We start from the raw sequence: 16,079 nt of genomic DNA, 5'->3' as shown, positions 1-16,079 counted from the left end.
TTTTCATATTTTGGTACACTATATATGTAATGTAAATGAGAGAAAAGAGGGTTCTTTACTATGAAGTCATTAGAAGAGATTTTACAATACAATGAAAAATTCGTTGAAGAGAAAAAATACGAAGAGTATGAAACAGGAAAATTCCCAAATAAAAAAATGGTGATTATTTCTTGTATGGACACTCGTCTTGTTGAGTTATTACCGAAAGCGATGAATATGCGTAACGGTGATGTGAAAATTATTAAAGTAGCAGGCGCTGTTATTTCACATCCATTCGGAAGTATTATGCGTAGTATTTTAGTTGCTGTGTACGAACTTGGTGCCGATGAAGTTTGTGTAGTTGGTCACCACGATTGTGGTATGGCAAAAATTCAAGCAGGCAGTACGATTGAGAAGATGAAAGAGCGCGGTATAACAGAAGAGAAATTAGATACACTTCGTTACTCTGGAATCGATTTAGAACAATTCTTGCGCGGCTTCTCTAGTGTAGAAGAAAGTGTAGAACATAGCGTATCAGTACTTCGCAACCATCCGTTACTTCCGGAAGAGGTACCTGTTCACGGTCTTGTTATAGATCCTGACACAGGAAAATTAGATTTAGTTGTGAATGGTTACGACAATTAAGAATTTACTTTGTCATCCTTTTTATCTGGGACAGGATCAAATCCTCCTGGATGGAAAGGGTGGCATTTTAATATACGCTTACATGTAAGCCAAAATCCTTTGAAGGCACCGTGTTTTTGAAACGCTTCTAATCCATAATGAGAGCAAGTTGGATGAAAGCGACACGTTGGTGGTGTCATTGGAGAAATGAACTTTTGATAAAAGCGTATAATACCGATAAAAATCTGTTTCATAATGGTCTCCTTTTCAGCATAGTCTTAAAGTATTATAGCACGACCGTACATAATTCTTTACTAATGTCGATTTCCGTTATATCATATTGGATATAACGGAATTAAATTAAAAGCGGGAGAGATGTTGTATGCCATCAGTAGAAAGCTTTGAATTAGACCATACGATTGTAAAGGCGCCTTATGTAAGACATTGCGGAGTCCACAATGTAGGTAGTGACGGTATTGTAAATAAATTTGATATTCGTTTTTGCCAACCGAATAAACAAGCAATGAAACCAGATGTTATTCATACGTTAGAGCATTTATTAGCATTTAATTTACGTAAATATATTGATCGTTATCCGCATTTCGATATTATCGATATTTCACCGATGGGCTGCCAAACAGGATACTATCTTGTAGTAAGCGGAACACCGACAGTTCGAGAAATCATTGATTTATTAGAACTAACATTAAAAGATGCGGTTCAAATTACAGAAATTCCAGCTGCAAATGAAACACAATGTGGCCAAGCGAAGCTTCACGATTTAGAAGGAGCAAAACGCTTAATGAACTTCTGGTTAAGCCAAGATAAAGATGAACTTGAGAAAGTGTTTGGATAAAGTGAAACTTTAATTAGTGGGTGATGGGGGAGGGGCCCTATCACTCACTGATTATTAGTTGAACCAATCGGGCCTTTACAGGCAGTTAAACTCCCACCTAACTTCTTTGTTTTTACATAATGTGGAGGTGGGAGTCTTACTGCCTGTTAATGCGGGATAAAGGAAAACTGCCTGTGAAAGGGCAGTTTTTTTATTTGTAAAAGAGAAAAGTACAAATTTTATATAAAAACAATGAGTGTGCTAAACTAATGAAAAAGGAGTGATGGTAATGAATTGGAGTGAAATAAGAACCAAATATCCGGATACTCTTGTATTAGTAGAAGCTGTTTCAGTTTATTCAAAAGGGAATAAACGTATGATTCAGGAAATGTCGGTAGTAGATGAATATAATAGTACAGAAAGTGCATGGGCTGCATATAAGAAAATACATCGCGATTTTCCACAAAGGGAATTTTACATTTTTCATACAAGGAAAGAAGAGATTGAAGTAGAAGAACAACGATTTAGCGGAGTACGTGGGAGAGCATGAAAATTCGAATGGAGCATGGACTTCCAATTGCTACATTTCCTATGCGGTACAAAAGAAAACAGTTAGTATTGAATAATGTATTATTAGATACAGGCTGTGCAGCAACAATTTTTGATACAGATGTATTAGCTAAAGTTGGGATAGAATTAGACTTAATTAATGGAAGACCAAAAAGAATGTATGGTATTGGTGGATACAGCGAACCGTGTTATGAGCAAGAAATCAATGATGTGAGTATTGATGAAAAGTTACTAAAAACATTTTTAGTTCAATTAGGTATTACACAAGACTCTTATGGATTCGATGGAATCTTAGGGATAGACTATATGAGGTCTGCCGGAATGATTTTAGACTGTAAAAATATGAGTGTCACTTATAAACGCTTTTAAGAAATGAAAGATAGTAAATAAATCTAATAAATAAAAGAAGGTCATCCAAAATATCCATTGGAATGGCCTCTTTTTTTATGGAAGTATACCGGAAAGTGCAACATATAAAGTAGCAGCAGTACAGAGAAAATAAACAAATGCTTTTGCTTTTTGCTGTTTTTTTATTTCATCAATTCCAAAAAGGATAAACATAATACTTAAAAGGATAAATACAAATGGTAAAAGCATAGAGAAGTTTGCAAAGAGGTTAAGTAGAGCGAGAATGAGGGCAATCGTTGCTAGTATAATTCGAATGTTTTTTAACATATAATCCTCCTTTAGAAGAACAGTATAAATGGAATAACAAAAACAATCGTAAAAAGACTTAAACCGATGCTAATAGCTCCAATTTGCTTTTGTTGTTTTTGAATCGTCTCAAATCCTACTAAAATGCCATATAAGCTAAAGAGAAACAAAATGATAGGTGAAAAGATTTGAAAGTTCATTGTAAATAAGCTGTATAAACATAGAAGTAAAGTAATAAAAACGATGATTAGTTGTAAGTGTCTTATGTGCATTTTAGCGCTCCTTAAGTAGAAAGAGATAGTTACCGAGAGAAAATAATTATAATAGCAACGATTAAAGTGAATACGCCAGAAAAGAAGGAGAGTGTACTATTTACTTTCTTTTGTTTCTGCTTTTCTTCTGCGCTCATGATGAAAGTCATGATGGATAAGGCGATAAGCATATAAGGCAATGTAACAAGTGCGTCTGTCAACATTCCGGATAGAGCGAGCGCGATGACGATAAGAGCGGATATAATGCGAAATGTTTTTAGCATACTAACCCCTACCTTTTTGTAGTTTTAAATTAGCCTCCAATGTAATAACAGTTCATAGCTGGTATTTAAAGTTCACTGCTACATGTAGCGAAATTAGTTCGATATGAAAACGAAGAACATAAGAATAGAAACGAAAAAAAACGGAATGCTCATTGATTTTCGTCTGGATTTAATTTCGTTAATTCCTAGAAGAATAAAGAAACAACTGAGAGTAAATTGTATGTATGGGAGAAGTGTGAAATTATCGGTAATAAGAGAATAAGTGCAAAGAGAGAGTATGAGAAGCGTGAGAAGTCCTAAAAAAATCCGTAATCCGGTTAGCATTTTATAACCTCCTTTAAATAGACTATTTACCGGAATATTTCTGAGAAGCTAAGAAATAAAGCACCGGCACCAGCTATGAAAGCAAGAATACCGCTAGATTTTCTGTCTTTTTTTATTTCTTCTAGACCTATAGTGAAAGCCATCAATCCTAAAGGGAGGAACATGTAGGGCATAATATTTCTGTTGTCGCTGCTAAAACTATAAATTGCTATAGATAAAGCGATAAGTGAAAAAGTAATTCGTAATCCTTTTAACATCAAGACCCTCCTTCTTTTTTATTTGTTCCATTGCAATGAGAAACATTAAAGCTCCTAATAGAAATTGTGAAAGGGATAGAAAGTTATTTTGACCTGTATATAGCTGGGTTGCCGACATAATTATCACAGTAAGTACGATTATGATGCGAAGTATACGAAGCATTTTATGAATCCTTCTTGCTGTTTTTTGCATAAGGGTTATCTTCTGGCTTATCAACAGAATGTTTATATGCATACCCTTTATTAATCGTCATAACGGAGAGTACTAGTACGACTAGCACGATTATAATCCCGATAATTAATATTTTGAACATGAAACCCCTCCTTTTCTTTATTTTACATAATTTTGTAATTGATGAAAACAATAGAAATTAAAAGGATGAAAGAAGGGTGTTACATGGAGAATAAAAAAACATATTATATATCAGTTGGAAATGGTCAAATTTCACAAGTGAAGACGGCGGACACGTATAATTTTGAAATTTATGCAAATGACGAAGAGATTACGGAGTTAAGAGAGTATTTTGATCAAGCGTATGAAGAGGACTTAGGTTCGTATGTACGCTCCCACGTTCCATTCGTTGAGTATCATCACGATTCGAATAATGATCGATACGATGAACAACTACAAAAAGCATATAAAATGATTTATGATCTAGGGAATCATGAAACGAAAGAATTAGTCGCGCAAATGGGAATAATCAATGGATTGTAATTGGATAATATTATGCAGAAAAGCGAGAATATGCTACAATTTGTGGTAGGAAAAACTTGTAACAATCAATAGGGGAGTAATGGCATGTACAAATTTAAAGATTATTACCACAACACTGTACAATTATCGTTTGAACGTTACCCATTTTCTCCTGAGCCAAAGCATGTTTGGGTTGTATGCCGGTACGGGGATCAATGGTTATTAACGCATCATTTACGCCGCGGTCTTGAATTTCCAGGTGGTAAAGTAGAACTAGGGGAAACACCGGAAGAAGCGGCAGTTCGGGAAGTTCATGAGGAAACCGGCGGCATAGTTTCTGATTTAACTTACTTAGGACAATACAAAGTATCCGGAAAAGACAAAATAATCATTAAAAACATTTATTTTGCAACAATTAGTGCGGTAGAGCAACATACGCATTACGAAGAAACGAAAGGGTCTGTTTTATTAAAAGACATTCCTGATAATATTAAAACTGATAGAAAATTTAGCTTTATTATGCGCGATGATGTATTAGCGCGTACAATGAAACATATAGAAGAAATCGGCTGTTTTACGAAGTAAAATGGCCGGTTTCTTTTTTTGTTCCAAAAAATGGTGTGAATATATCTTTACATAGATTTGGATATCTTATGCACTAGTTGTAGATCATCCGAGTAAGCCACAGTTTACAGTTTATGAATAATAAAGGAGGAGGCGTTCGGGAAACGAAGCCTCCTTTTACTATTGTCTTTTTTTGATCTCTGCCTCTAAAAACGAGAGAACTTCCAGTAAATCATCCGCCATACGTGAATGTTCAAAGTCAACCCAAAACGAATCTTTTTTCCAAACGCCAAGAATTCCTACTTGTTCAGAACCAAGCACATCATTTTCTGGATGATCTCCAACGTAAAGACATTCTTTTGCTTTAACGTTTAGTTTTTGCAAAGCACGTTCGAAAATTTCAGGATGTGGTTTTTTAATTCCTTCAGCTTCTGAAACGAGAATTGTGTTTGTATACGTATGTATGTTTAAGGCGCGAAGGTTGTGCATTTGAAAATCAGTAAAGCCGTTTGTAATAATACCAATTTTAATGTTTTGCTGAGTTAGTCGTTGAAGTAATTCATGCATGTTTGGGAAAGGAATACAGTGATGTTGAAAGTTTGTAGTGTAGTCATGCAGCAGTTGCTCTTGTGTTAAAGTAGTAATGTTGTATTCGCAGAGGAGAGTGGCATATACTTTATCTTTCCACGTATATCCATTATTGTCGAGTTCAAGAAAACGAGAGCAATACTCGGATTTTTCTACTTTTATCAAATGAGAGGCGAAGCGATCATATTGATCACGAATAAATCGCACTAAAGATTGACGGCGATCTAATAGTGTCCCATCTAAATCAAATAGCACCGCACGAATCATGTGTAACCTCCTCAAAGTTTTTATAAATAATTATCGCATATTTGTGAAAAAATGATTATCATATTTTTGTAGACTGTAACGACGGAGGTTTATATGAAAGAACTGTATGGGAAGTTAGCATGTTTTATAATTTTAATTAGCTTTGTAGCTGGATGTGATATGGCGGAGCAAACTTCGAAAAGAGAGAAAAAAGATGTGTGCGAAACGACAGAAGACTGCACACAAATAGGCGATAAGATGCTTCAGAAAGTGTATAAAAAGATAGATGGACTTTCAGAACTTGAAGCAATAGAGGATTATGATTTAGAAGGACATTCAAGTAACGATATGAAAGAAGCGGAAATGAAAAAAGAGGATGATGAAAATTATTTCTTTTTAGCTTCTTATTATATTGATGGTGATGAAATTGTAGATCCTTATTTCGATAAACTAGATCGCAAACGATTGAATAAGGCTTTTGCGGAGGATAAGGATGCGAAAGAAGAAGTATTAAAGCAACGTCAAGATAGGGACTATCATGAATCGTTATGGGAGATGTATAGCACGCTTATTCCAGCTAAGTATCGCACTGACATAAAAGAGTTTGACATGGTAACAGATGGTTACGACGGAATTGTCGCCCACGTTATGCCGAGTATGGAGTATCCGAAAGAGTGGACCATTAGTTTAGATACGCTTGATTCTGCAGTAAATATCGATCAAGTGATGAAAACATTAATACATGAGACGGCTCATGTATTGACGCTAGGATATAAACAAATACCAGTAAATGAAAAGTACTTAAAGGCTTTTGAAGAAGATAAAGATATTTCATCATACCAAAATAAATGTAAATCTCTTTTCTTACAAGAAGGATGTACGAAGGAGAGCTCTTATATAAATCAATTTCATAATTTGTTCTGGAAACCAATTGACCAGGAGTGGACAGAAAAGAATGTGGAAGAAAGTGAAGAAGCTCAAATTGAATTTTTTAAGGAAAAGCATGGTGAGTTTGTTTCACTGTATGGGACGACAAATGTAGCAGAGGATATTGCGGATACATTTACAGCGTTTATTTTACAAGATTCCAAAAAGGTGAAAGAAGGAACAGAATTAAAATATAAAAAAATTGCCTTCTTCTATCAATTCCCCGAGCTTGTAAAAATGAGAGCGGAAGTGTTAGCGGGATTATATGATATTTCAAGGGATATAGAGCAGTCATAGTTTAGTGGTAATTATTTGTTGGTAAGTCGATAAAATTGGATTTATGTTCGATATATTTCTGGTCGATCAAATGAAAATGCGAGGACGTTCCGTTCTTTGCGTTTTTTTATATTAATAAAATTGAAAATTCTGTCTTTTTTCTAAAAAGAAGAAGGAACTAGCATTATAAAATAGAATTAGTATAAAAATGTCACAATTTAGACACAATTATAATGCGCGTGTTGTAGGGACTATAAGTTTACTCTCGAGGAGGTAATGAAACGTATGAAAACGATTCTTGCTGTTGCGGGTCTCATTTGGGTAATGTCTCACGGTTTTCCGATTTTTGAAGGAGAGCAAATTCGTACTGCATTAAATAAAAAGTTTAATGATTATCATGTGATAGATCGAAAAGATAATGTCGTTACAGTACGTGTGAAAGATTGTTTCCATACAGTTACGGTTGCGGATGGAAACGTTACAAATGAAACAAAGATGTGTGATAAAAGGTAAAAGAAAGAAGCTGACTCTAGCATATCGCTCTAAGTCAGCTTTTTTTTCGTTTTCCAATAAGGAGTTTTTCAAATGCCTCGACAAATACATACATAAGAGTTGCGAGGACGCAAGTGAGCAATACACTGAGTAAGACGAGTGTGAAGTTAAAGACTTGGAATCCGTAGCTAATTAAATAGCCAAGTCCTTGTTTAGAAACGAGGAGTTCCCCAAAAATAACACCGACCCATGACAAGCCAACATTCACTTTTAACGTTGAAATAATTGCAGGGAAAGATGCAGGGAGAATAACGTGCTTATAGCATTGCCATTTATTTGCGCCAAATGTGTCCATGACCTTAATATAGTTGGAATCGACTTCTTGAAATGAGCTGTAAATAACGAGAATGGTAATGATGATGGAGATGATTACCCCCATTGCGATAGAGGATGAAATATTTGGACCGAAAATAACAATGATGATTGGACCGAGTGCAACTTTTGGCATTGCATTTAGGACGACGAGATAGGGATCAAGTACCCGGGCTAAAAGTGGCATCCACCAAAGGAGAGTAGCAATAATAGCTCCGAGTACAGTTCCGAGAATGAAGCCTACTCCTGTTTCAAGTAATGTCGTCCATATGTGAATCCAAAGTGAACCGTCAATCCATTTCGTTAAAAAGAGATCCCAAATACTTGAAGGAGAGCTAAAGAGTAAAGGATCAATCCACTCTTTTTTACTAGCTATTTCCCATAGTGCAAAGAAAAGAACAAGAAGTACAAGTTGTAAAGAGCGAGCTAACCATGCATGTTGTCTTTCTTTTTTTCGAAACTGTTCATGTAGTTGTTTTATATTATCCAAGTCGTTCCAACTCCTTCCATATTTCTTGGAAGAGGAATGGGAAGTCATGGTGGTGGCGTGCTTCTAATGGCGATAAGGAACGGATACTTTCTGGGACGATGAACGTTTTTGCAAGTTTTCCAGGGTTCGCCTGCAGTAAATAAATACGATCACTCATCGCAATTGCTTCTTCAATATCATGTGTCACAAGTAGGGATGTTTTCTTATATTTACGTAGTAATGTGAAGACGAGATCTTCTAGTTTTAATTTTGTTTGATAATCAAGAGCGGAAAATGGTTCATCTAGTAATAAAATTTTGGGGTCGGTCGCTAATGTTCGAACGAGTGCAGCACGTTGGCGCATACCGCCGGATAGTTCACGAGGGTATTGTTGTTCTATATCGTATAGGCCGACTTGTTTTAAAAGCTTTAATGCATGTTCTTTCGTATTTTTATCAAAAATCTTCCGAATATGAAGCCCAAGCATAATATTTTCTTCAATTGTTTTCCACGGAAACAAGTAATCTTGCTGGAGCATATAGCCCATAGATGGGGTCTTAGTTGTAATCGGTTCACCATCTAAAAATACGATACCTTCAATTGGATCAAGTAGCCCTGCGATGATGGAGAGGAGCGTTGTTTTTCCGCAACCACTTGGACCAAGGATTGAAATAAATTCCCCTTCTTCTACTTGCAAACTCATATCTTCAAGAATCAGTTTAGCATTTTCTTTTGCAAAAAAGCAGTGAGAAACGTTACGTATTTGTAAAAAGCTCATACACTTCGCCTCTATTTCTTAATAACGCTTTCGGCAATTTTTGTATTGACGAGCGCTTCATGTGGAACTTCTTTTTGTAATTCTCCAGCTTCTTTCATAATCGTTTGGAGCTGTTTCCATTCTGCATCATCTAATAATGGATTTGTCGCATATGAATGTTGTTTTTTGTAGCGCTCAATTACTTTTACTGAAATGTCTTTTGAAGTGTCTTTAAATAGTGGTGAAACGGCATCGGCAATCTCTTCTGGACTATGTGTATCAACCCATTGCTGCGCTTTATATAGTGCGCGCGTGAATTTTTCTGCAGCAACTTTATCTTTCTTTAAGAAACTTTCTTTTGCCATAAACGTTGTATAAGGGACAGTACCAGATTCAGCTCCGAAAGACGCGACGATATAACCTTTTCCTTCTTTTTCAAGTATACTTGCAGTCGGTTCAAAGAGCTGTACAAATTCTCCCGTACCAGATGCAAAGGCATTTGCAATATTAGCAAACTCGATATTTTGAATTAAGTTCGTATCTTTGCGAGGGTCAATGCCATTTTTCTTTAAAACGTATTCACCAACCATTTGTGGCATACCGCCTTTACGCTGTCCTAAAAATGTAACGCCTTTTACGTCATTCCAATTAAAAGAGTCTAACTTTTTACGGGAAACTAAAAATGTGCCATCTGTTTGTGTAAGCTGCGCAAAATTAATGACAGGATCTTTTGCTCCTTGTTGATGAACATAAATAGACGTTTCTGAACCAACGAGCGCAATATCAATTCCGCCAGATAAAAGGGCGGTCATCGTTTTATCTCCGCCAGCTGTTGTTTGTAAGTCAATATTTAAACCTTCATCTTTAAAAAATCCTTTTTCAATTCCAACATATAATGGTGCGTAGAAAAGAGAGTGAGTAACTTCACCAACGCGAATTTTTTGAGCTTGTTCTTTTGTATTTTCTTTTGTGCTACTACAAGCAGCGAATGTGAAAACAGTTAGTAACATGATGCAAAAAACGGTTATTAATTTTTTCACTATATGACACCTCCTAGAAGTCAATCTACAAGCATGATATGTAGGTAAGTGCCCATATGTGAGTATAGATAGCAGGAATTTTTTAGGGAATAAAGAAGTACAAATATAAGGGGTGATAAAATGGATTACGAATACGATGATAGCGTACATTTACATCTTGATTATTTTGGAACTGAATGTGATATGGAATCGATTGCTTATAAGAGGAAGCATGAAGACGTGTGGGATGTGTATTTTAATTTTGGGGTATATGGTATTCAGAAAAATGAGGTAGAGACAGGTAGGTTTATGGACGAATATGCCGGTTATTACGTTTTTTCTGTACATGCTCGTGATTTGAGCTGGGAATTTGGAAGTGCACAGTTTGAGGAATGGGTCTTGAAGAACCATATAGTAGAAAGAACGCTTCAAAAATAGGGAGGAATTTCGTGGTTGAATTTCTCATTCTATTGCTCATTTTCGGAGTCGGATTTCTCATTATGCAAGTGCTCATTTACCGATTTGCAAAGAAAAATATTCATAAATACAAAAGATTGAAATTGGTTCATATGTGGCTAGATATGACTATGAAAAAGGGGACGAGATTAGATTTTTTTGATTTTATCTTTATAGTAATCGTGTGTATTATATGGAAAATATGGATGCTTCCTCTTGTATAGTAAACATACATTGGTCGTGTTCAAAGTGTAGGTTAACAAAAAAGAACTTGTATACGATACAAGTTCTTTTTTCATAGTATTTAACGGGGTAACTAGACAAGTTAGGTTTAGGGAGTATTACTTGTACATTTAGTATAAATTAAAATAGAATCGTTTTAATAATTGATTTGTGAGAAGTGTGTGAATTTTTTTAATTAGTATATAATTGGATAATTTGTTTAATACGTAAAAAAAACTCTTTAAGATTGCTAAGAGAGTTTTTTATTTAGGTACACATTAAAAATTCAGAAAAATCAGTTATAATAAAGTTGTGTGGTAATTTTAAAAAAAGAGGTGGGATATTGAAGAGTTTTTGGGGCGGGAAAATAACAGAATTTATCATTAGTATCGCAGTTATTCTTACTGTGAGCTACGTACCATTCTATTTGTTTCTAGGAAATAAGCTTGATTTTATTACATATTTACAGAGGTTAGCTTCTCCAAAGGAGATTGCACATATTGATACAAACACTATGCAGTCAATTCCTTTTTTTGAAAGGATTACTGAACCTTATACGTATTCTATGACCATTCTTTTAATCGCTACTTGTTTAACAATTATTCTTTCAATTGGTCTTTCATTCGTATACTTATTAGTTTCTTCTAAAATTAAGAAGGGGATTGAGAGTTGTTTAATTTTAATAGAATCAGTTCCAGATTTATTATTAATTTTTAGTTTACAGTTATTTGTTGTATGGATTTATAAACAGACAGGATATCGCTTCGTTACTATTTATGCGTTTAATGATGAACGTGCCTATTTTTTACCTATTCTTTGTATGACTATCGTTCCAACTCTTCATTTTTTCCGTATTATCGTTTTATTTTTAATGGAAGAGAAGAATAAGCCTTATGTGGAATTTGCTCGTGCAAAAGGGTTTAGTAATAAATATATACTGTATGTTCATTTATTACGTAATATTATGTACCATCTGTTAAATCACTTGCAGCCGCTTTTTTTGTTCATGATCTCAAGCCTTTTAATGGTAGAGGGGGCTTTTAATATTACGGGGTATATGTCTTTCTTAATAAGGGCAGGCTCCTTAAATCCTTTAACGATGGCATGGTGGATTCTTTTATTATTTGTTCCATTCTATATTCTATTTGCTATTATACATTACCGAGTGAATCGTATTACAGGAGGGGCTTCTCATGATATATAGAAACTTTCGCTCCAAACGTTTTTTGTGTGGTGTCCTTTACTTTGTAGGGATTGTTGTAATTAGTTATCTTATTACGTGGTTTGGTAAGGATTTATATATGAGTAAGACAATCTGGCTGAAAGATGCAAATGGGGATGTTATTGCTGCAGCTCCGTTTAGTCCGCTTACAATACCACCACTCGGTACAGATCGTAACGGTTTTAATTTGTTTTTTCAATTATTAGTAGGTGCAAAGTTTACAATATTATTTGTATTTGGCGTATGTAGCATACAAGTGTTTCTAGGCACGATATTAGGTGTAACATTAGCTCATACACCATCTATAGTACAAAATTTATTTCAAAAAATATGTAAAGTATATTTCTTTATTCCGACAGTGCTATGGGCAATTTTGTGGATGTTTCCAATCATGTTACACAGTCAGTTAACTGGATTTAATATGGATATTATTATAAAGCAGTTTACTGTTCTTTGTTTTGCGCTGTTACCAGCTGTTATTCTTTATGTGAATCAAGAAATCAATTTATTTATGAAAAATGAGTTTGTTACAACTTCGAAAATATTAGGTGCTTCAAAGTTTCGGATTATTAGAAAACATATATGGTTGTATTTAAAAGAAATTCTTGTCGTTCTTTTTTTACAGCAGTTTGTTCAATTATTTACGTTATTAATTCATTTAGCGTTTTTTGGGATTTTAATTGGGGGACGAGGCGTAGATTATGATACCGGGAAACCATTCTCACTTACGAATGAATGGGCGGGTTTAATTGGTCTATACAAAAATGAATTTTTAGCAGCACCATGGATTGTCATTGCGCCACTACTATTCTTTACTGTTTCTATATTCGTTTTACATATGATGATTAAAGGGATAAAGAAAGAGCACGGTAGCAGTCTATATTCTATGTATAAAAAGGCAAAGAAAGAGCCATATGAACAAAGACAGGAAAAGAAGGAAATAGATAAATCATTGTTTATTCCGGTGTCTGCTAAATCGATAGAAAAAGGTAGTTAAGAAAAAAGAATTTGCCGTAAGGGCAAATTCTTTTTTTACTGTAAAGGAACTATGAATTTAAAAATTTTATTAGTTCCTTATTTAATTCATCCGCTTGATCGATTGGGGAGCCGTGACCACTATTTGTAAGAGGGTATATTTCAGAGTTTTTAATTCGTTCTTTTGTTAGCTCAGCGCTTTTATAAGGAATGAGTTGGTCGTGAACACCGTGGAATATTTTTGTTGGGACGTTAATTTTACTTAAGTCCTTCGTTACGTCTTCGCTTGCAGCGGCTTGCAAAATTTTGATGAGGGCATAAGAAGCGGACTGCATACCGAGATAAGAAAACCATTCTAACGTGGCGGCTCCTAAGTTCCTATTAAAAAATGATAAAGATACATCATCAAGAAATTTAGGCAGATTTGTATACATTTGATTAATCAGAGCATCTGCTTGCTCTTTCGGTACGCCGTAAGGGGATTGTTGGTTTTTTACGAAAGAGGGGGAGACGGCATCAATTAATGCAAGTTTAGAAATACGGCGACCGTTATATCGTGACATGTATCGAATAGAAAGAGCACCGCCGACTGAGAAACCAACTAACGTAGCATTTTCTATTTGAAGTGCTTCTAGAACAATTGCGATATCGTCAGCTAAACGATCATATGTGTAACCAGTCCATGGTTTATCAGATTGTCCGTTTCCGCGAATGTCCATAGCGACGCAGCGAAACCCGTGCTGTGGTAAAACATTGAATTGATATTGAAACATTTGGTGATTTAAAGGCCAACCATGTACGAAGAAAACAGTTTTACTACCCGGCCCCGGGTTCATATCTTGCACAAAAATGTGTACATCCTTCTCGACGGTAACAAACATGGAGTATCCCCCTTATGTGTATTAGTATGCTCTATCCCAAAAGCGTTGTTTTGTCATTGCCTGAATAAATTCATTCGCAAGTAAGGTAGGGTTTTGTCCTGTTATAACGCCAGGTTTTCCTTCAATGTTTAAAGATTGAATAATAGTAGTTCCATTTTTGAAAGCGCCAATTGGCTTAAAGTGATTATATGATTCTACGACAAATGAACTTGCTTTATTAAGAAAATTCTCATCAAAATTTCCGCCAATAAGAAGAAGTCCGTCGTAAAGAAGCGGTGAACCTGTTAAGAAAGTGTCATTCACTTCCCAACGACCATTTTGTGTTCCTTGCACCATACCTAGTTTTTCGGAAATAATGACTGGCTGAAGTCCTACTTGCTTTAATTGATTTATAATAGATCGTGCGTTTTGTGCGTCGTATCCGCTTGCGACAATGACACCTACCCTTAATGTGTTAGGGCTGAAGGTCGTATTTGCCATACTGAGTGCTGGAGATGATTTTGTAACGTTAGATTCTTGAACATTTTGGACTGTTACTCCGACTGCTTCAGCTACTAAAGTAGCTAATTCTGTACTAATATGTCCAATCATACCTACGACTTGTTGGCGGACGGATTTACTTTTTACTTTGCCTAATTCAAATGAGAAAGCCTGCATAATGTGGATTTTTTCGACGTGACTCATACTATTCCAAAATAAACGGGCTTGAGAGAAGTGGTCTTTGAAGCTAGCGGCTGTTTCTCTTATTTTATGCCCAGATACAGTAGAAGGGTATGTAACGAATCCACCCTTTGTACCAGGAACAGTGTAAGGAGAATTATTTGCTAAGGAATTATTATGGTAGGCAATTTTTCCTTTGTCGATTATATATTTAGAAGCGCCATCTCTTTGGTTGTTATGAAACGGGCATATCGGACGGTTAATGGGTAACTCTTGATAGTTTGTACCGACTCGGGCTAATTGCGTATCTGTATAAGAAAAGAGTCTACCTTGTAAGAGAGGATCATTTGTAAAATCGATACCGCGGACGATACTTCCAGGGTGCAGTGCGACTTGTTCTGTTTCCGCAAATACGTTATCAACGTTCCGATTTAACGTCATTTTTCCGATGATTTTAACAGGGAAGTCTTCTTCCGGCCAAATTTTCGTTGCATCTAATATATCGAAATCGTATTTAAATTCATCCTCTTCTTCTAAAATTTGAACGCCAAGTTCGTACTCAGGGTAGTTTCCAGCATTAATATTTTCCCATAAATCACGGCGATGATAATCTGGATCAGCGCCGCCTAGTTTTTGAGCTTCATCCCAAATTAACGAGTGAACGCCAAGCTTTGGCTTCCAGTGGAATTTTACAAATCGTGACTTTCCGTGTTTATTAACTAAGCGGAATGTATGAACGCCGAACCCTTGCATCATTCGAAAACTTCTCGGAATTGTACGATCTGACATAATCCACATCATCATCGCAGCTGATTCTTGATTATTGGCGATAAAGTCCCAAAAAGTATCATGTGCTGTTTGTCCTTGGGGAATTTCATTATGTGGCTCTGGTTTAAGAGCATGAATAAGATCCGGAAATTTAATACCATCTTGAATGAAGAAAATCGGAATGTTATTACCCACTAAATCGAAATTTCCTTCCTCTGTATAAAACTTAACAGCGAATCCTCGTACATCTCGGTTCGTTTCATTTGCACCTTTTGATCCTGCAACTTCAGAAAAACGAATAAAAATAGGTGTCTTTTTAGATGGGTCTTGTAAAAAATGAGCCATTGTTAAGTCTTCTAAAGATTCATATAGCTCAAAAACACCATGTGCTCCGTAACCGCGGGCATGAACGACTCTTTCAGGAATTCGTTCACGGTCAAAATGAGCGAGTTTTTCTCGCATAAGGAAATCTTCTAAAAGTGTAGGACCACGATCGCCGGCGGTTAAAGAGTTTTCATCATTTGAAATTTTGACACCCGTATTCGTCGTCATCTCTTTTCCTTCATTGTTTTTCGTAAAGGATTGTAACTGTTCTATCTTCTTATTTTCATGACCGTTCATATAAAGCACCTCCCATATTATACGTATTATTGTTCATGGTTTTTATGCTTACATATGGCCTGAAGAAGTATATTATCTATGGATTGATTTTC

The 16,079-nt window shown here is 35.5% G+C and carries 25 protein-coding genes; 12 read left to right on the top strand and 13 right to left on the bottom strand.

Features of this window, described 5'->3' with window-relative positions; translation table 11 throughout:
• The first annotated feature begins 60 nt into the window (after positions 1-60).
• Positions 61-624, top strand: a complete 564-nt coding sequence (locus QUF93_RS25370; RefSeq protein ID WP_289360578.1) for a beta-class carbonic anhydrase — start codon at positions 61-63, stop codon at positions 622-624.
• Here the strand turns inward: QUF93_RS25370 and yidD are convergent.
• On the bottom strand, positions 621-857 hold the full coding sequence (yidD, locus tag QUF93_RS25365) for a membrane protein insertion efficiency factor YidD (protein ID WP_002112460.1): 237 nt from the start codon (positions 855-857) through the stop codon (positions 621-623). The two genes, QUF93_RS25370 and yidD, sit on opposite strands and share 4 nt — an antisense overlap.
• 128 nt (positions 858-985) lie before the next feature.
• On the opposite strand from yidD, the gene luxS reads away from it, so the two are divergent.
• From luxS to QUF93_RS25350, 3 genes are all read left to right on the top strand, one after another.
• On the top strand, positions 986-1,459 hold the full coding sequence (gene luxS / locus QUF93_RS25360) for an S-ribosylhomocysteine lyase LuxS (RefSeq protein ID WP_001141369.1): 474 nt from the start codon (positions 986-988) through the stop codon (positions 1,457-1,459).
• Positions 1,460-1,727: 268 nt separating this feature from the next.
• On the top strand, positions 1,728-1,988 hold the full coding sequence (locus QUF93_RS25355; protein ID WP_002123307.1) for a hypothetical protein: 261 nt from the start codon (positions 1,728-1,730) through the stop codon (positions 1,986-1,988).
• On the top strand, positions 1,985-2,377 hold the full coding sequence (locus QUF93_RS25350; protein WP_289360577.1) for a pepsin/retropepsin-like aspartic protease family protein: 393 nt from the start codon (positions 1,985-1,987) through the stop codon (positions 2,375-2,377). Before QUF93_RS25355 ends, QUF93_RS25350 begins: the two co-directional genes overlap by 4 nt.
• Positions 2,378-2,452: 75 nt before the next feature.
• On the opposite strand, the gene QUF93_RS25345 is transcribed toward QUF93_RS25350, so the two are convergent.
• The 6 genes from QUF93_RS25345 to ytzI form a co-directional block, all read right to left on the bottom strand.
• Complete coding sequence (locus QUF93_RS25345) at positions 2,453-2,683, bottom strand: YczI family protein (protein WP_289360576.1); 231 nt, start codon at positions 2,681-2,683, stop codon at positions 2,453-2,455.
• 11 nt (positions 2,684-2,694) lie between these two features.
• Entirely contained in the window at positions 2,695-2,934 is a 240-nt protein-coding gene (locus QUF93_RS25340) for a hypothetical protein (protein WP_002123300.1), read from the bottom strand.
• Between the two features lie 29 nt (positions 2,935-2,963).
• Positions 2,964-3,197, bottom strand: a complete 234-nt coding sequence (locus QUF93_RS25335) for a DUF3953 domain-containing protein (protein ID WP_289360575.1) — start codon at positions 3,195-3,197, stop codon at positions 2,964-2,966.
• A gap of 350 nt (positions 3,198-3,547) precedes the next feature.
• Positions 3,548-3,778: a YczI family protein gene (locus tag QUF93_RS25330; RefSeq protein WP_289360574.1), complete on the bottom strand. Its 231-nt coding sequence runs from the start codon at positions 3,776-3,778 to the stop codon at positions 3,548-3,550.
• Positions 3,720-3,941 (bottom strand): hypothetical protein, encoded by a 222-nt coding sequence (locus QUF93_RS25325; protein WP_289360573.1) that lies wholly within the window; start codon positions 3,939-3,941, stop codon positions 3,720-3,722. Before QUF93_RS25325 ends, QUF93_RS25330 begins: the two co-directional genes overlap by 59 nt.
• A 1-nt stretch (position 3,942) precedes the next feature.
• Positions 3,943-4,092, bottom strand: coding sequence for a YtzI protein (gene ytzI / locus QUF93_RS25320; protein WP_289360572.1), 150 nt, complete (start codon positions 4,090-4,092; stop codon positions 3,943-3,945).
• An 83-nt stretch (positions 4,093-4,175) separates the two neighbouring features.
• On the opposite strand from ytzI, the gene QUF93_RS25315 reads away from it, so the two are divergent.
• Together QUF93_RS25315 and mutTA are read left to right on the top strand one after the other, a co-directional pair.
• Positions 4,176-4,493 carry a hypothetical protein gene (locus tag QUF93_RS25315; RefSeq protein WP_002089150.1) on the top strand — a complete coding sequence of 106 codons (318 nt, stop codon included), beginning with the start codon at positions 4,176-4,178 and terminating at the stop codon, positions 4,491-4,493.
• A gap of 84 nt (positions 4,494-4,577) precedes the next feature.
• Positions 4,578-5,057, top strand: a complete 480-nt coding sequence (gene mutTA / locus QUF93_RS25310; protein ID WP_002015736.1) for an antimutator 8-oxo-(dGTP/GTP)ase — start codon at positions 4,578-4,580, stop codon at positions 5,055-5,057.
• 159 nt (positions 5,058-5,216) lie between these two features.
• Here mutTA and QUF93_RS25305 read toward each other — a convergent pair whose 3' ends face one another.
• The gene (locus QUF93_RS25305) at positions 5,217-5,891 is read right to left on the bottom strand and encodes an HAD family hydrolase (protein ID WP_289360571.1); all 675 of its coding nucleotides are present in this window, start codon (positions 5,889-5,891) and stop codon (positions 5,217-5,219) included.
• Between the two features lie 93 nt (positions 5,892-5,984).
• Here QUF93_RS25305 and QUF93_RS25300 point away from each other — a divergent pair, with 93 nt between their 5' ends.
• The gene (locus QUF93_RS25300; RefSeq protein ID WP_289360570.1) at positions 5,985-7,094 is read left to right on the top strand and encodes a recombinase family protein; all 1,110 of its coding nucleotides are present in this window, start codon (positions 5,985-5,987) and stop codon (positions 7,092-7,094) included.
• A 264-nt stretch (positions 7,095-7,358) separates the two neighbouring features.
• Positions 7,359-7,586, top strand: coding sequence for a hypothetical protein (locus QUF93_RS25295; RefSeq protein ID WP_002123281.1), 228 nt, complete (start codon positions 7,359-7,361; stop codon positions 7,584-7,586).
• A gap of 34 nt (positions 7,587-7,620) precedes the next feature.
• Here the strand turns inward: QUF93_RS25295 and QUF93_RS25290 are convergent, their stop codons facing one another.
• Genes QUF93_RS25290 through QUF93_RS25280 form a run of 3 tightly spaced genes read right to left on the bottom strand, consistent with a single transcriptional unit; the run spans position 7,621 to position 10,203 of the window.
• A complete protein-coding gene (locus QUF93_RS25290) occupies positions 7,621-8,427 on the bottom strand; it encodes an ABC transporter permease (protein WP_289360569.1) in 807 nt (268 codons plus the stop codon).
• The gene (locus tag QUF93_RS25285) at positions 8,420-9,184 is read right to left on the bottom strand and encodes an ABC transporter ATP-binding protein (RefSeq protein WP_289360568.1); all 765 of its coding nucleotides are present in this window, start codon (positions 9,182-9,184) and stop codon (positions 8,420-8,422) included. Before QUF93_RS25285 ends, QUF93_RS25290 begins: the two co-directional genes overlap by 8 nt.
• Before the next feature lie 11 nt (positions 9,185-9,195).
• On the bottom strand, positions 9,196-10,203 hold the full coding sequence (locus tag QUF93_RS25280) for an ABC transporter substrate-binding protein (protein WP_289360567.1): 1,008 nt from the start codon (positions 10,201-10,203) through the stop codon (positions 9,196-9,198).
• A 120-nt stretch (positions 10,204-10,323) separates the two neighbouring features.
• Between QUF93_RS25280 and QUF93_RS25275 the strand changes: the two genes are divergently transcribed.
• From QUF93_RS25275 to QUF93_RS25260, 4 genes are all read left to right on the top strand, one after another.
• Entirely contained in the window at positions 10,324-10,620 is a 297-nt protein-coding gene (locus tag QUF93_RS25275) for a DUF3986 family protein (RefSeq protein ID WP_002123274.1), read from the top strand.
• 11 nt (positions 10,621-10,631) lie between these two features.
• Positions 10,632-10,862 carry a hypothetical protein gene (locus QUF93_RS25270; protein WP_289360566.1) on the top strand — a complete coding sequence of 77 codons (231 nt, stop codon included), beginning with the start codon at positions 10,632-10,634 and terminating at the stop codon, positions 10,860-10,862.
• Positions 10,863-11,203: 341 nt separating this feature from the next.
• On the top strand, positions 11,204-12,064 hold the full coding sequence (locus tag QUF93_RS25265; RefSeq protein ID WP_289360565.1) for an ABC transporter permease subunit: 861 nt from the start codon (positions 11,204-11,206) through the stop codon (positions 12,062-12,064).
• Entirely contained in the window at positions 12,054-13,079 is a 1,026-nt protein-coding gene (locus QUF93_RS25260; RefSeq protein ID WP_289360564.1) for an ABC transporter permease subunit, read from the top strand. The genes QUF93_RS25265 and QUF93_RS25260 overlap by 11 nt, the downstream gene beginning before the upstream one ends.
• A gap of 49 nt (positions 13,080-13,128) precedes the next feature.
• Here the strand turns inward: QUF93_RS25260 and QUF93_RS25255 are convergent, their stop codons facing one another.
• Together QUF93_RS25255 and QUF93_RS25250 are read right to left on the bottom strand one after the other, a co-directional pair.
• Positions 13,129-13,938, bottom strand: a complete 810-nt coding sequence (locus tag QUF93_RS25255) for an alpha/beta fold hydrolase (RefSeq protein ID WP_289360563.1) — start codon at positions 13,936-13,938, stop codon at positions 13,129-13,131.
• A 21-nt stretch (positions 13,939-13,959) separates the two neighbouring features.
• Positions 13,960-15,987 (bottom strand): catalase, encoded by a 2,028-nt coding sequence (locus QUF93_RS25250; RefSeq protein WP_289360562.1) that lies wholly within the window; start codon positions 15,985-15,987, stop codon positions 13,960-13,962.
• Positions 15,988-16,079: the final 92 nt, after the last annotated feature.

Origin of the sequence: Bacillus hominis (genome assembly GCF_030348325.1) — a bacterium.
Classification (GTDB): Bacteria; Bacillota; Bacilli; order Bacillales; family Bacillaceae_G; genus Bacillus_A; species Bacillus_A hominis.
This window is presented reverse-complemented; position numbering and strand designations above follow the sequence as displayed.

Bases quoted from the DNA above. Each gene is read 5' to 3' on its own strand.
- QUF93_RS25260 (WP_289360564.1), top strand. From the start codon at position 12,054: ATGATATATAGAAACTTTCGCTCCAAACGTTTTTTGTGTGGTGTCCTT.
- mutTA (WP_002015736.1), top strand. From the start codon at position 4,578: ATGTACAAATTTAAAGATTATTACCACAACACTGTACAATTATCGTTT.
- QUF93_RS25370 (WP_289360578.1), top strand. From the start codon at position 61: ATGAAGTCATTAGAAGAGATTTTACAATACAATGAAAAATTCGTTGAA.
- QUF93_RS25345 (WP_289360576.1), bottom strand. From the start codon at position 2,683: ATGTTAAAAAACATTCGAATTATACTAGCAACGATTGCCCTCATTCTC.
- QUF93_RS25330 (WP_289360574.1), bottom strand. From the start codon at position 3,778: ATGTTAAAAGGATTACGAATTACTTTTTCACTTATCGCTTTATCTATA.
- QUF93_RS25250 (WP_289360562.1), bottom strand. From the start codon at position 15,987: ATGAACGGTCATGAAAATAAGAAGATAGAACAGTTACAATCCTTTACG.
- luxS (WP_001141369.1), top strand. From the start codon at position 986: ATGCCATCAGTAGAAAGCTTTGAATTAGACCATACGATTGTAAAGGCG.
- QUF93_RS25295 (WP_002123281.1), top strand. From the start codon at position 7,359: ATGAAAACGATTCTTGCTGTTGCGGGTCTCATTTGGGTAATGTCTCAC.
- QUF93_RS25305 (WP_289360571.1), bottom strand. From the start codon at position 5,891: ATGATTCGTGCGGTGCTATTTGATTTAGATGGGACACTATTAGATCGC.
- ytzI (WP_289360572.1), bottom strand. From the start codon at position 4,092: ATGTTCAAAATATTAATTATCGGGATTATAATCGTGCTAGTCGTACTA.
- yidD (WP_002112460.1), bottom strand. From the start codon at position 857: ATGAAACAGATTTTTATCGGTATTATACGCTTTTATCAAAAGTTCATT.
- QUF93_RS25340 (WP_002123300.1), bottom strand. From the start codon at position 2,934: ATGCACATAAGACACTTACAACTAATCATCGTTTTTATTACTTTACTT.
- QUF93_RS25355 (WP_002123307.1), top strand. From the start codon at position 1,728: ATGAATTGGAGTGAAATAAGAACCAAATATCCGGATACTCTTGTATTA.
- QUF93_RS25285 (WP_289360568.1), bottom strand. From the start codon at position 9,184: ATGAGCTTTTTACAAATACGTAACGTTTCTCACTGCTTTTTTGCAAAA.
- QUF93_RS25325 (WP_289360573.1), bottom strand. From the start codon at position 3,941: ATGCTTCGTATACTTCGCATCATAATCGTACTTACTGTGATAATTATG.
- QUF93_RS25255 (WP_289360563.1), bottom strand. From the start codon at position 13,938: ATGTTTGTTACCGTCGAGAAGGATGTACACATTTTTGTGCAAGATATG.
- QUF93_RS25350 (WP_289360577.1), top strand. From the start codon at position 1,985: ATGAAAATTCGAATGGAGCATGGACTTCCAATTGCTACATTTCCTATG.
- QUF93_RS25335 (WP_289360575.1), bottom strand. From the start codon at position 3,197: ATGCTAAAAACATTTCGCATTATATCCGCTCTTATCGTCATCGCGCTC.
- QUF93_RS25275 (WP_002123274.1), top strand. From the start codon at position 10,324: ATGGATTACGAATACGATGATAGCGTACATTTACATCTTGATTATTTT.
- QUF93_RS25315 (WP_002089150.1), top strand. From the start codon at position 4,176: ATGGAGAATAAAAAAACATATTATATATCAGTTGGAAATGGTCAAATT.
- QUF93_RS25300 (WP_289360570.1), top strand. From the start codon at position 5,985: ATGAAAGAACTGTATGGGAAGTTAGCATGTTTTATAATTTTAATTAGC.